The organism is Streptomyces sp. NPDC055955 (assembly GCF_042270245.1).
Lineage (GTDB): Bacteria > Actinomycetota > Actinomycetes > Streptomycetales > Streptomycetaceae > Streptomyces.
The window spans coordinates 114,238-126,483 of the sequence record NZ_JBHJYS010000028.1 but is presented as its reverse complement, the minus strand read 5'-3'; the positions used below and the strand labels follow the sequence as shown (position 1 = coordinate 126,483).

The following is a 12,246-nucleotide window of genomic DNA, read 5'->3' as shown; positions in this document are numbered from 1 at the left end:
ACCCTGTGGGAGAGTAGGACGCCGCCGAACTATTTTTGAAGAAAACCCCCGTGACGGGATGAGAATCCTGTCACGGGGGTTTTCTGCGTTTAGGGTCGAGTGATGCGATACGACCTGGTCATTTTCGACAACGACGGCGTTCTCGTCGACAGCGAGCCGATCTCCAACAAACTTCTCGCCGGCTATCTCACCGAACTCGGGCACCCCACCTCGTACGAGGAATCCCTCAGGGAGTACATGGGTTCCGCCATGCACCGTGTGCACGATCTTGTCGAGGAGCGCACCGGGCAGCGGCTGCCCGAGGACTTCGACGATGTTTTTCACGGGCGGGTGTTCGCCGCCTTCGAGCGGGAGTTGGAGCCCGTGCCGGGGGCCGTGGAGGTCCTGGAGAAGCTGGCCGCCGATGGAGTGCCGTACTGCGTGGCCTCCTCGGGGAGCCACGAGCGGATTCGCGTCGGGCATCGTAAGACCGGGCACGACAAGTGGTTCGATGACGGCCGGATCTTCAGTTCCCAGGATGTCGGGCGGGGGAAGCCGGCGCCGGATCTCTTCCTGTACGCGGCCCGGCGCATGGGTGTGGCGCCGGAGAGGTGTGCGGTCGTGGAGGACAGTCCGCTCGGCGTCCAGGCCGCTGTGGCCGCCGGGATGGACGTGTACGGGTTCACGGCCATGACGCCCGCGAACCGGCTGAGCGCGGCCACCGAACTCTTCGGCGACATGCGGGAGTTGCCTGACCTGCTCGCATGACATCTCCGTACGAGGCGCCCTGACATTTGTCATCGCGAGCTCCGGACGATCGTTTCTGTCGGGCGGAGGGGGTCCTCCACGAAGCTGAGTACATCGAGAACGGGACGTACACAGTGACGACGGAGGGACCCGATCATGAGCCAGGTCGTTGTACAGACACCGCTCAAGTCCGCTGACGCGGCTTCCGCCCCGCGGAGCGACCGTGCGGCCCTCCTGGGAAGTCTCAAGCCTCTGGTCGTGGATGTGGTGCTGCCGATGGCGTCGTACTACGTGCTGAGCAAGGGGTTCGGCATGAGCGCGCTGGCCGCCCTGGGGTGGAGCAGTGTGCTGCCGGCGCTGCGGACCCTGTGGGGGGTGCTGCGGGAGCGGCGGCTCAATGTGCTGGCCGGAGTCATCCTCGTCGTCAACATGGTGGGGCTGCTGCTGAGTACGGTGACGGGCGATCCTCGGCTGATGCTGGCCAAGGACAGTGGGATCAGCAGCGTCGTCGGCATCTCGATGCTGGTGTCGGTCGTGGCCGGCAGGCCGCTCCTCACGTCCGCGCTGAAGCCCTTCGTGACCAAGGGGGATGCCGGGCGGACCGCGGCCTGGGAGCGGCTGTCGGCGGGGCCGGGCCGCTTTGTGCGGGCCGAGCGCGTGTTCACGGCGGTGTGGGGTCTGGCGCTGGTCACGGAGTGCGTGGTGCGGATCGTGGGGGCGTACACGTTGCCGGTCGACACGATGGTCTGGCTCGGCAATGTGATCATGGCGGGCGCCGTGGTCCTGGCCATCCGGTTCGGCGGGCGTCTGGCTGTGGGGCCGATGGAGCGGATGGTCGACGAGGAGCTGGTGAGTGGCCTGGCTCAGGTGGAGCGCGTCGCCTGACGCGGCTCCGGTACGTTCGCAGCGCCTCTTCCCGGTCGCCCGATGACGGCGGCCGGGAACTTTCGTTCGAGATGCGTCGAGATCTATCTACCCACGGGTAGTTCTGGGGCATACGCTGTGCGGCCATGACAGAAGTGCTGCGGCGTGGCAGAGGCTCGCTGGCGTTCAGTTTCCTGGTGCAGGGAGCCGCGTTCGCGCTCCTGGTGACTCGAATACCGGCTGTCCAGGATCAGTACGGCATATCGGATGGGCTGTTGCCCGTCTTCCTCGCCGCTGTGCCGATCCTGGCCGGCGTCGGGAGTGTGTGTACCGAGAAGCTGGTCAAGAGGGTGCGGCCCAGCCGGGTCCTGCGGTGGTCGCAGCCGGTTGTGCTGCTGGCTCTGCTCGGTGTCGGGGCCGGGGGATCGCTGTGGCAAGCGGCCCTGGCGCTGGGGGCGTTCGGGCTCGCGGTGGGTGCGCTGGACGCGTCCATGAATATGCTCGGGGTGAGCCTGCAGAGGGCGTACGGGCGCAGCATCATGCTCGGGTTTCATGCGGCGTACAGCCTGGGCGGGATCGTGGGGGCGTCGCTCGCGTGGGCGGGGGCGCACTGGGAGCTCTCGCTGTTCGTGTCGTATCTGCCGGTGGTCGCGCTGCTGTTGCCGGCGGCGTTCGTGGGGAGCCGCTGGTACGTCGACGGGGAGAGCGGCGCCGGTGAGGGCGTTCAGGGCACCTCGGGCGGTCCGGTGGTGTTCAAGCTGCTGTTGCCGCTGTGTCTGGTGATGACGTTCGCGTACATCGGGGATTCGACGGTCTCCAACTGGAGTGCGAAGTACCTCCAGGACGTGCTGGGCAGTTCGGAGCAGCTGTCGACGGTTCCGTACAACGTCTACATGGTGATGACGCTGGTGGGGCGGGCGCTCGGGGATCTCGGGGTGCGGCGGTTCGGGGCGGTCGTGGTGGTGCGGTTCGGGGCCGTGGTGGCGGCGCTCGGGTTCGCTGTCGTGGCGGTGGCTCCGGGGCCCTGGGTGGGGATGCTCGGGTTCACGCTGCTGGGGCTCGGGTTGTGCGTGATCGTGCCGCAGACGTTCGCCGCCGCGGGCAGGCTCTTCCCGAACGCCTCGGATTCGGCGATTGCGCGGCTGAATGTCTTCAACTATGTGGGATTTCTGATCGGTTCGCCCCTTGTGGGCGCTCTGGGTGATGCGTGGAACTACCGGGGGGCGATGCTCGTTCCCATGGTGTTGGTGCTCGTGACACTCGTGTACGCCCGGTCCTTCGCCCCCGCGGCGGACCGATACGGTGACGGGCATGAGCGGCCGCGCACAGCTGATGTGGGACGAGGCAGTAACGGGCTATGACTTCGGCCCGGATCACCCGATGGATCCGGTCCGGCTGGCCCTGACGAGAAGTCTCGTCGGGGCTCTTGGGCTCGACCGTGAGGTGGACGTCGTCGCCGCCAAGCGGGCGGGTGAGTCGACGCTGCGGCTTGTGCACCGCGAGGACTATGTGGAGGCGGTCAGGGCCGCGTCCGCCGATCCTGCTTCGGCGGACGGGACCTATGGGCTGGGGACGGTCGACGATCCGGCCTTCGCCGGTATGCACGATGTGTCGGCGCTGATCGCCGGGCAGTCCGTGGGCGCGGCGGAGGCCGTGTGGCGGGGTGAGGCGCTGCACGCGGTGAACTTCGCGGGCGGGCTGCACCATGCGATGCCCGGGGGTGCTTCCGGGTTCTGTATCTACAACGACGCGGCGCTGGCCATCGCTCGTCTCCTGGAGCTGGGTGCCGAGCGCGTCGCGTACGTGGATGTGGACGTGCACCACGGGGACGGGGTGCAGGCGGCGTTCTGGAACGACCCGCGGGTGCTCACCATTTCGCTGCACGAGCATCCGCGGACGCTGTTTCCGCAGACCGGGTGGCCCGAGGAGACGGGAGCCGACGGGTCGGCGGAGGGGTCGGCGGTCAATGTGGCGTTGCCGGCGGGGACCGGGGACGCGGGATGGCTGCGGGCTTTTCACGCCGTCGTGCCCGAGTTGCTGGCGGAGTTCGGGCCGCAGGTCCTGGTGACGCAGCACGGGGCCGATACGCACTTCGAGGACCCGCTGGCGCATCTGGCGGTGTCGCTCGACGCGCAGCGCGCCGTGCAGGTCGCCTGTCATGGGCTGGCGCACGAGCATGCGGACGGGCGGTGGGTCGCGCTGGGCGGTGGCGGGTACGCGGTGGTGGACGTGGTGCCGCGGTCCTGGTCGCATCTGGTGGGGGTCGCCGCCGGGCACGAGGTCGCGCCCGAGACGGTGATTCCGGAGAGCTGGCGGCAGGAAGTGTTCGCCAGGACGCGGCAGTTGGCTCCCACGCGGATGACGGACGGGCGGTGGCCGGTCTCGTACAAGGAGTGGGAGGCGGGGTACGACCCGGCGGACCGGCTCGACCAGGCGGTTCTGGCGACGCGGCGTGCGGCGTTTCCGCTGCGCGGGCTGTTGCCGTAGCGGTGTGGGGCGGGCGGGCCGTGAGGGTAAGGGGTGTTACGCCATGTGTGCGGTGTTTTCGGGGTTTTCGGGATGACAGGGACGCCAATGCGCCAGCATCACACGGGTGTTGAGCACCGGAGCGCTGCGTGCGCATCTGCTGGCTGCCCATCTGGCCGGGCCCGTCGCGACCTCCCGTGAGGTGAGTCTGCGCAGCTATCGGCTCTTCGCGGCCAGGGATCCCCGGATACTTCTGGGCCTCGACCCGGAGTGGAGCTGGGGGCAGCGGGATCTGCTCGCGCTGATGGCCGACAAGTGCGGGGTGTCGGGCGATCCGGGGGACACCTCGGGGTTCGACGTGATCGATCCGGAGCGGACGCTGGCCGCGCTCGACGCGTTCGCGAAGCGGCTCGGTGAGGCCGCGCGGGGTCGTGTCCCGGTGCTGTTCGGGACAGGGCACCCGCACCGACTCCTCGGTTTCTACGCCGCGTTGGCGGACGCCCTGTCGGCGGCGGGATGTCCCGTCCTCACCCCCGCGCAGGGTGAGAGTGTCGACATAACGACCCGGTTCGGTCTACGCACGTACGACCTCGACTACGTCCGTGGAGTCGCGCTGGTGCGGGAACCCGGCGCGCGTGCGCCGGGGGGTGAGACCGGCGCACACACCCACTCGCCCCTCCCGGTTCGCACGGCTCTCGCGGCCGCCGCGCAGGCCGGCGGGCTGCTGCCGGAGCTGGTCGTGGGTGACCATGGATGGGTCTGCGGCGCAGGTCAGTTGGGGTTCGATGCCATAGGGCTCGCGGATACGGATGATCCCGCGCTGTTCGTGGGGGAGGCCGAGGGGCAGGTGTCCGTAGTCGTTCCGCTTGATGACGCTGTGCGGTCTGATTACTACCGACCGCTTACTCGCTATGTACTCAATCGAGCGTGTCTGTCACAGTAGGCGGCCATCCGCTGCTCCTCTTCCCCACTCGCACCACCCGCCCCTAGTCTGGGGAGTGAGCACGCAACGACGTTGAGTCACCGGAAGGGGAAGCCGGTGGCCGTCGAGTGCGGAAGGTTCAGGTGTGTCATGGCTGCTGGTGAGAGTAGGCCTCTGAACGAGGTGCAGTTCCTGACCGTGGCGGAAGTCGCCTCGGTGATGCGAGTCTCGAAGATGACCGTGTACCGGCTGGTGCACAGTGGTCATCTGCCCGCGATCCGGGTCGGAAGGTCTTTCCGGGTCCCGGAACAAGCGGTTCACGAGTACCTCCGCGAGTCCTACGTGGGGGTGGGGACAGCCTGACGACATCCTCCGGGATCCCTCGATTACAGGCTCAGCGCTAGGCCGGGTAGGCTAGGCCGACGTAGGTCGTGTGGGCCCAGACGCCCCGCACCGAGTGAAGAGAAGTGAGCGAGGGTAGTCGTGGGCTCTGTTATCAAGAAGCGGCGTAAGCGGATGGCCAAGAAGAAGCACCGCAAGCTGCTGAAGCGCACCCGCGTGCAGCGTCGCAACAAGAAGTAGGCGACCGCTGCAACAAGCGCGCTCTGTGGCCCCTCCACCGTCCGGTGGAGGGGCCACAGTCGTTCCACGGGCCTCATGAGGCCGCTTTCGCCGGGTTGTGTGGGAGCGTAGGGCCACGTCCCGGCGACCTCGGTCTGTACGTACGTCTGTGGCTGTCGTCACTTCCTGCATCGCGCGGTCATCACAGCGCAACATCGACCCGCTAACGTGGCGGCGAGAGCCAGGCGGTGCGGAACTGGGGCGCGGCAGGGCTGCGACGGAAGGTAGGCGCTGATCTTGGGCAAGGTCGTGCTCGTGACCGGGGTGGCCCGGCAGCTCGGGGGCCGTTTCGTACGACGCATCCAGCGTGATCCCGAGGTGGACCGGGTGATCGCCGTGGACGCGGTGGAGCCCGCGCATCCTCTGGGGGACGCCGACTTCCTCCAGGCGGACATAAGGCAACCGGCGATCGCCCGGATGCTCGCCGAGCACTCCGTCGACACGGTCGTCCACCTGGACGTCACGGGCACTCCGCTGGCCAGCGGCGGCCGGGGCTCCGTCAAGGAGACCAACGTCATCGGCACGATGCAGCTGCTCGGCGCGTGCCAGAAGTCGCCGGCGGTCAAGCGGCTCGTGGTGAAGTCCAGTACGAACGTGTACGGGTCCGCGCCGCGTGACCCGGCCGTGTTCACCGAGACGACACCGCCCAAATCGCTGCCCAGCGGCGGCTTCGCCAAGGACACCGTGGAGGTCGAGGGGTATGTGCGCGGGTTCGCCCGGCGCAGGCCCGACGTCGCGGTGTGCGTGCTGCGGTTCGCGAACATCCTCGGTCCCGCCGCCGATTCGCCGCTCGCCGAGTACTTCTCGCTGCCGGTCCTGCCGACCGTCCTCGGCTATGACCCGCGGCTGCAGTTCGTGCACGAGGACGATGTCATCGAGGTGCTGCGGATCGCGTCGCACGAGCCGGCGCGGGGGACGCTCAACAGCGGCACGTTCAATGTCGCCGGTGACGGCGTGCTGCTCCTGTCGCAGTGCTCGCGCCGGCTCGGGCGGCCGACGGTGCCGGTGTTCCTGCCGGCCGTGACCTGGGTGGGATCGGCCCTGCGTACGCTGGGCGCGACGGACTTCTCGCCCGAGCAGATCAGGCTGCTCACGCACGGGCGGGTCGTGTCGACGGCCCAGATGCGCGAGACACTGGGCTATCGGCCCCTGTACACGACGGCGGAGACCTTCGCGGAGTTCGTCCGTGGCCGCGGGCCTGGACTTCTGCCACCGGAGGCCCTCGCGGGGGCCGTCGACCGGATCGCCTCGCTGCCCTTCCTGGGCGGCGGTCACCCCCCGACGCAGAGCGCCAGCTGAGGAGCGCATCAACGATGGCGGATGCCAAGGTCATTCCGTTCGACGACGACCGGTCGCGGACCGGCGCCGGCAAGGTGGTTCCGCGCCGCCGCGGCGCGAGCGGCCGGCGCAAGGGCGAGCCCGCGGCCGTACGTGAGGTCGCGCCGCTGCCCGGGCAGCAGGACCACGAGCCGTCACCGCCGGCCGCCGTGCGGGAGCCGGATCCGCGGGAGCGGCCGCAGGCCGGTGGCAGCCTGGACCGGCGCATCGCGGGCGGCCTCGCCTTCCTGCGGCGGCGCCTGACGGGCGATTACGACGTCGACGAGTTCGGCTACGACAAGGAACTCACCGACCAGGTCCTGATGTCCCTGGTGCGGCCCCTGTACGAGAAGTACTTCCGGGTCGAGGTGAAGGGCATCGAGAACATCCCGGCGGACGGCGGTGCCCTGATCGTCGCCAATCACTCGGGGACGCTGCCGCTGGACGGCGTGATGCTGCAGGTCGCCGTGCACGACAACCATCCGCAGAACCGGCATCTGCGGCTCCTGGCGGCGGACCTCGTGTTCATGCTGCCGGTGGTCAACGAGCTGGCGCGCAAGGCCGGCCACACGCTGGCCTGTGCGGAGGACGCGCAGCGGCTCCTGGAGCGGGGCGAGCTGGTCGGCGTGATGCCGGAGGGGTTCAAGGGCATCGGCAAGCCGTTCAGCGAGCGGTACAAGCTCCAGCGGTTCGGGCGCGGCGGCTTCGTCTCGACGGCGCTGAAGGCCGGCACCCCGATCGTGCCGTGCTCGATCGTCGGGGCGGAGGAGATCTACCCGATGATCGGCAACGCGAAGACGCTGGCGCGGCTCCTGGGCTTCCCGTACTTCCCGATCACGCCGACGTTTCCGTGGCTGGGTCCGTTGGGCGCGGTGCCGTTGCCGACGAAGTGGACGATTCAGTTCGGGGAGCCGATTGCGACGGACGGTTTTCCGCCGGAGGCGGCCGAGGACCCGATGCTGATGTTCAACCTGACGGATCAGGTGCGAGAGCAGATCCAGCACACGCTGTACAAGCTGCTGGTGCAGCGGAGGTCTGTGTTCTTCTGACGTCCTTCCCGATCACGCCGACGTTTCCGTGGCTCGGCCGCTGATGTTCCATCTGGCGGATCAGGTGAGGGAACAGATCCCGCACGCGCTGTACGACGGCTGGCCGGGCGCTCCGGGGACGTGCCCGTAGGAGGTGGGGACCTGGGGACATACGTGAAGGGGGCGGTCACCGAATTCGGTGGCCGCCCCCTTCACGTAACACGTGACGGAGGGGCTAGTTCGCGTCCTCGCTGTCGATTCCCAGGCCGGGCAGCAGGCCTGGGAGGAGGGGCGGGAGTGTGACGTCGGGCTTCGGGGCGGTGTGTCTGCCTTCGGACGGGGTGGGGCTGGTGTCGTCCTCGGGCGGGTCGAGGAGGCCGCCTGTGGTGTCGCCGAGGAGGCCGTCGTCATGGGTGCCGGAGGAGGACGGTCGGGGTTTGCCCGAGCTGTCCTGGTGGCCGCGCGGGCTTCCGCCGGCGGTCGGGGTGGAGCTGTCGTCGGCGGAGGAGCCGGGCGTCCTGTCGTGGGTGCCGGGCTGTCCGCCGGTGCGGCCGTCCTTTTCGGGGGCCTGCGGGAGCAGGGACCGCAGCGGGCCGACCTCTTGGTCTATGGCGTCGAAGACCGAGCTGACCTGTGCGCCCACGTCGCCGAGTTGTACGGGCAGGCGGTCGCGCAGCGCGTCCCAGTTCTCGCGGTGGGACCGGGTGAACGACGACAGGGCCTGGATGGGGCCGAGCGAGCCGTCCCTGCGGTAGGCCTCGAGGAGCAGACGGTGGCCCTCGGAGGCGTCGTACTGGACGCCGGAGAGGGTGCGCCTGACTTCGCTGAGGGATTCGTGGTCGAGCTGTCCGCTGCGGCCGCGCTCCATGAGCCGGCGCGCTTCGCTCAGGCGGGTGGAGGCCTGGTCGAGATAGATCCGGCCGCGATCGGAGTCGCCGTCGGCCATGCCGAGTTTCAGGTCCTCCATCCCGCGTTTCAGGCCGTAGAGGTGGTCACCGGGGAGGGCGTCGGAGCTGGCAGCGGCGACGCCGCCGAAGGCTCCCGCGGCGACACCGACGGTGAGGCCGCCGGCCGCGATGCCCTTGGACAGGCGTGAGCGGGGTCGCAACTTCCGCAGTGGGCTCGCCCGGTGAGCGCCCTTGCGCGCGCGCTGCTCGGGCACGGAAGGGCCTGGGCCCGCACCCCCCGCAGCCGTGCCTTCGAGCAGCATGGCCTCCATGGCGGCCACGAGCTGGGCTCGTTGAACCACCTTGACCTCGGGGTCAAGCTCAGGCTTGGGCAGCTCGTCCAGTCCGGTCGCCAGAGCCAACAGCTTGCCCTGCTCGCCGTGTTCGGCGGGGGGCTCTTCTTGCTGTACGGCCGCAGCTTCCCGGTCGGACTGCTCCTCCAGGGCCTGGGCGAAGGCGTTCGCCCGCCGGTGTGCCGATACGTTCGCGATCACTGGCGGCACCTCCTCTCGTCATGACGGTCGACTCCCCAGGGGGTCCTGAGGGTTGCACACCCTGAGCGCTTCCACACGATCGAGTGAGTGGAAGCAGTCGGGGAGTGACCACAGGGAGCCTGCATCCCGCATAACGAGCGACGCGGCACTTGGGTTACGGACGGCGGATGATCGGACCGCGATCCCATCTGCCCCTCACAGAAGGTGAGTTGACGACTACAGAGCGACGCTCGGGTGGGGTGGGCCCCACCGGTCGCTAACGGGCGTCGTCCGGGAGCAGGCGCGCCAGGGTGCGTACGGCGCGGTACTGGAGCGTCTTGATCGCGCCCTCGTTCTTGCCCATGACCTTGGCGGTCTCGGCGACCGAGAGGCCCTGCAGGAAGCGCAGGGTCACGCACTCCTGCTGCTGGGGGTTGAGCCGGTGCACCGCGTCGAGCAGGGCGGCGTTCGACAGGGACTCCAGGACGGAGTCCTCGGGGCTGCGCTCGACCTCGTTCGCGTCGAGCATTTCGCCGGTGGTCACTTCGAGGCGGAAACGGCTCGACTTGAAGTGGTCGGCGACCAGGTTCCGCGCGATCGTGACGAGCCAGGCGCCGAAGTCGCGCCCCTGCCAGGTGAACGTGCCGATGCGGCGCAGGGCCCGCAGGAAGGTCTCGCTGGTGAGGTCCTCGGCCGTCGCCTTCCCGCCGACGCGGTAGTAGATGTAGCGGTAGACGGTGTCGCTGTACTGGTCGTAGAGACGGCCGAACGCGTCGGCCTCGCCCGCCTGGGCGCGCTCGACGAGATCCATCATGCGGGCGCTGTCGCTGTCCGCGGCGGGGCGGCGTGCGGTGGACGTGCCGGCCGAACCGGAGCGGGCTCGTCTTCCGACCGTGGTGCTCCCGTCAGCCAGGGCATAGCAAGGACCGGTAGGGCCGTTCGCGGCGGGTGCCGCGACGGCGAGGGCGGGGACGGCGTACGCGGTGGGGACGAAGCCGCGCAAGCGGTCGGAGACCGTTGCGCGCAGCGTAGCCAGGCCCGAGGCGTCAACCCCGACGTGTGGGTACACGGGACTCCCAGAGGCAGAGCTTCCATCACGTGCAGTGCGGGACCGTTCACTCGTCGTGTTGACGCGTGGGTACCGGTTTGCGTCTGAGGAGAATAACGCTTCGTGCAGGGAGCGCTACACCCAGTTGCTCAAATCACCGATTACGTCGCTTCCGTAACTGAACGGAGTCGATTCAAGTGCCGGAGAGTGACCGATTGTTGATCGGATCAGGTCACGTTCCGTCTGAGCGCGGGGCGTGTTGTGGCCGAGTTGCACCAACGGGACTGGCGGGAGCCGCGCGGGGGTAAGGGGATGCGATCGGCGCTCCCGCCCGGGAGCGCCGCGGGTCAGCGGCGACGCCGGTGCAGGGCGACCGCCGCGGCCGTGCCGCCGGCCAGTGCGCCGACTCCCGCCGCGGCCGGGATGCCGACCTTCGCGGCCTTGCGGCCCGTGCGGTAGTCGCGCAGCCGCCAGTCACGTTCGCGTGCGTGCTTGCGCAGTTTGGTGTCCGGATTGATCGCGTACGGATGTCCCACGAGCGACAGCATCGGGATGTCGTTGTGCGAGTCGCTGTACGCGGCGCAGCGGTTGAGGTCGAGGCCCTCGGCGGCGGCGAGCGCGCGGACGGCCTCGGCCTTCGCGGGGCCGTGCAGGGGTTCGCCGACGAGCTTGCCCGTGTAGACGCCGCCGACGGACTCGGCGACCGTGCCGAGGGCACCGGTCAGGCCGAGGCGGCGGGCGATGATCGTCGCGGTCTCCACGGGGGCCGCGGTGACGAGCCACACCTTCTGGCCCGCGTCCAGGTGCGCCTGGGCGAGGGCGCGGGTGCCGGGCCAGATGCGCTCGGCCATGTACTCGTCGTAGATCTCCTCGCCGATGGACATCAGCTCGGCGACGCGGTGGCCCTTGACGATGGACAGCGCGCTGTCGCGGGCGTCCTGCATGTGCTCGGGGTCCTCGACCCCGGCGATCCTGAACCAGGCCTGCTGCCAGCCGAACTTGACCAGCTCGCGGCGCTGGAAGAACTTCCGTTTGTAGAGGCCGCGCCCGAAGTGGAAGATCGCGGCGCCCTGCATGACGGTGTTGTCGAGGTCGAAGAAGGCGGCGGCCCTGTCGTCGCCGACGACAGGGAACTCCGTTTCCGGGGTGCCTTCGTCGGGCTGTGTCGCCTCGCCGAGCTGCTCCAGCTCCTGCGACGACTTGCGGGCGGCCTCGGCCGAGGCCTCGCCAGCCAATACGCTCCGCGCGGTGGCGGAGCGCCTACGGGGTGTGAGCCATCCGAGAGCGGCCATGTCGTGAGCATAGCCAGTCTGTTCGGTGGTTCTGGAGTCGTGAGGATTCGGCGTTGTGAACTCTCCGCGACCGAGCCGTTAAACAACGGGCGGCAGACGTGCGCCGGGAGGCGTCGGCGGAGCGAGAATGGCCGGTATGAGTCCCATTTTTCGCCGGAGCGAGAAGAAGAGCCCCGAGGAGCGTCTGGTCACCCTGGTCGGGAAGCCCGGCTGCCATCTGTGTGACGACGCGCAGGAGGTGATCGAGAAGGTGTGCGGCGAGCTCGGCGCGCCCTGGGAGAAGAAGGACATCACCCAGGACGAGGAGCTGTACCGCTTGTACTGGGAGCAGATCCCCGTGGTGCTCGTGGACGGAGCACAGCATGACTTCTGGAAGGTGAACGAAGATCGACTTCGGCGTGCGCTGACGGGCTGATCCGCCGGTGGTCCTCGGGGGAGTAGCGACCGTCACTGACCGAGCAGTCCAAGTGGTCCGGAAAGTCGCTTAGGATCGGGGGCGGTTTGGTCTCGGGGGCGCGGATCGTAGAGGAGAGTGTGCGGTT

The 12,246-nt window shown here is 68.9% G+C and carries 13 protein-coding genes; 10 read left to right on the top strand and 3 right to left on the bottom strand.

The window, feature by feature from the left end:
• Nucleotides 1–102 precede the first annotated feature (102 nt).
• The 9 genes from ACFC96_RS39755 (at nt 103) to ACFC96_RS39715 (ending at nt 7,965) form a co-directional block, all read left to right on the top strand.
• Nucleotides 103–747 (top strand): HAD family hydrolase, encoded by a 645-nt coding sequence (locus tag ACFC96_RS39755; RefSeq protein ID WP_376268467.1) that lies wholly within the window; start codon nt 103–105, stop codon nt 745–747.
• A 135-nt stretch (nt 748–882) separates the two neighbouring features.
• Nucleotides 883–1,611: a VC0807 family protein gene (locus ACFC96_RS39750; protein ID WP_376268470.1), complete on the top strand. Its 729-nt coding sequence runs from the start codon at nt 883–885 to the stop codon at nt 1,609–1,611.
• A gap of 125 nt (nt 1,612–1,736) precedes the next feature.
• Nucleotides 1,737–2,951, top strand: a complete 1,215-nt coding sequence (locus ACFC96_RS39745) for an MFS transporter (RefSeq protein WP_376617177.1) — start codon at nt 1,737–1,739, stop codon at nt 2,949–2,951.
• Nucleotides 2,902–4,077 (top strand): acetoin utilization protein AcuC, encoded by a 1,176-nt coding sequence (locus tag ACFC96_RS39740; protein WP_376617175.1) that lies wholly within the window; start codon nt 2,902–2,904, stop codon nt 4,075–4,077. The genes ACFC96_RS39745 and ACFC96_RS39740 overlap by 50 nt, the downstream gene beginning before the upstream one ends.
• A 106-nt stretch (nt 4,078–4,183) precedes the next feature.
• The gene (locus ACFC96_RS39735) at nt 4,184–4,999 is read left to right on the top strand and encodes a phosphatase (RefSeq protein ID WP_376268479.1); all 816 of its coding nucleotides are present in this window, start codon (nt 4,184–4,186) and stop codon (nt 4,997–4,999) included.
• Between the two features lie 129 nt (nt 5,000–5,128).
• The gene (locus ACFC96_RS39730) at nt 5,129–5,341 is read left to right on the top strand and encodes a helix-turn-helix domain-containing protein (protein ID WP_127832639.1); all 213 of its coding nucleotides are present in this window, start codon (nt 5,129–5,131) and stop codon (nt 5,339–5,341) included.
• A 120-nt stretch (nt 5,342–5,461) separates the two neighbouring features.
• The gene (locus ACFC96_RS39725; protein ID WP_003948845.1) at nt 5,462–5,560 is read left to right on the top strand and encodes a 30S ribosomal protein bS22; all 99 of its coding nucleotides are present in this window, start codon (nt 5,462–5,464) and stop codon (nt 5,558–5,560) included.
• Between the two features lie 276 nt (nt 5,561–5,836).
• Complete coding sequence (locus ACFC96_RS39720) at nt 5,837–6,898, top strand: NAD-dependent epimerase/dehydratase family protein (protein ID WP_376268482.1); 1,062 nt, start codon at nt 5,837–5,839, stop codon at nt 6,896–6,898.
• A gap of 14 nt (nt 6,899–6,912) precedes the next feature.
• Nucleotides 6,913–7,965 (top strand): lysophospholipid acyltransferase family protein, encoded by a 1,053-nt coding sequence (locus tag ACFC96_RS39715; protein ID WP_376268485.1) that lies wholly within the window; start codon nt 6,913–6,915, stop codon nt 7,963–7,965.
• A gap of 214 nt (nt 7,966–8,179) precedes the next feature.
• Here ACFC96_RS39715 and ACFC96_RS39710 read toward each other — a convergent pair whose 3' ends face one another.
• The 3 genes from ACFC96_RS39710 to ACFC96_RS39700 all read right to left on the bottom strand — a co-directional run bounded on the left by ACFC96_RS39710 (nt 8,180) and on the right by ACFC96_RS39700 (nt 11,704).
• Nucleotides 8,180–9,385, bottom strand: a complete 1,206-nt coding sequence (locus ACFC96_RS39710; RefSeq protein ID WP_376617174.1) for a DUF5667 domain-containing protein — start codon at nt 9,383–9,385, stop codon at nt 8,180–8,182.
• A gap of 256 nt (nt 9,386–9,641) precedes the next feature.
• On the bottom strand, nt 9,642–10,433 hold the full coding sequence (locus ACFC96_RS39705) for an ECF subfamily RNA polymerase sigma factor, BldN family (protein ID WP_100599392.1): 792 nt from the start codon (nt 10,431–10,433) through the stop codon (nt 9,642–9,644).
• Between the two features lie 326 nt (nt 10,434–10,759).
• Nucleotides 10,760–11,704, bottom strand: coding sequence for an HAD family phosphatase (locus tag ACFC96_RS39700; protein WP_266561488.1), 945 nt, complete (start codon nt 11,702–11,704; stop codon nt 10,760–10,762).
• 127 nt (nt 11,705–11,831) lie between these two features.
• Here ACFC96_RS39700 and ACFC96_RS39695 point away from each other — a divergent pair, with 127 nt between their 5' ends.
• On the top strand, nt 11,832–12,119 hold the full coding sequence (locus tag ACFC96_RS39695) for a glutaredoxin family protein (protein WP_116511371.1): 288 nt from the start codon (nt 11,832–11,834) through the stop codon (nt 12,117–12,119).
• Nucleotides 12,120–12,246: the final 127 nt, after the last annotated feature.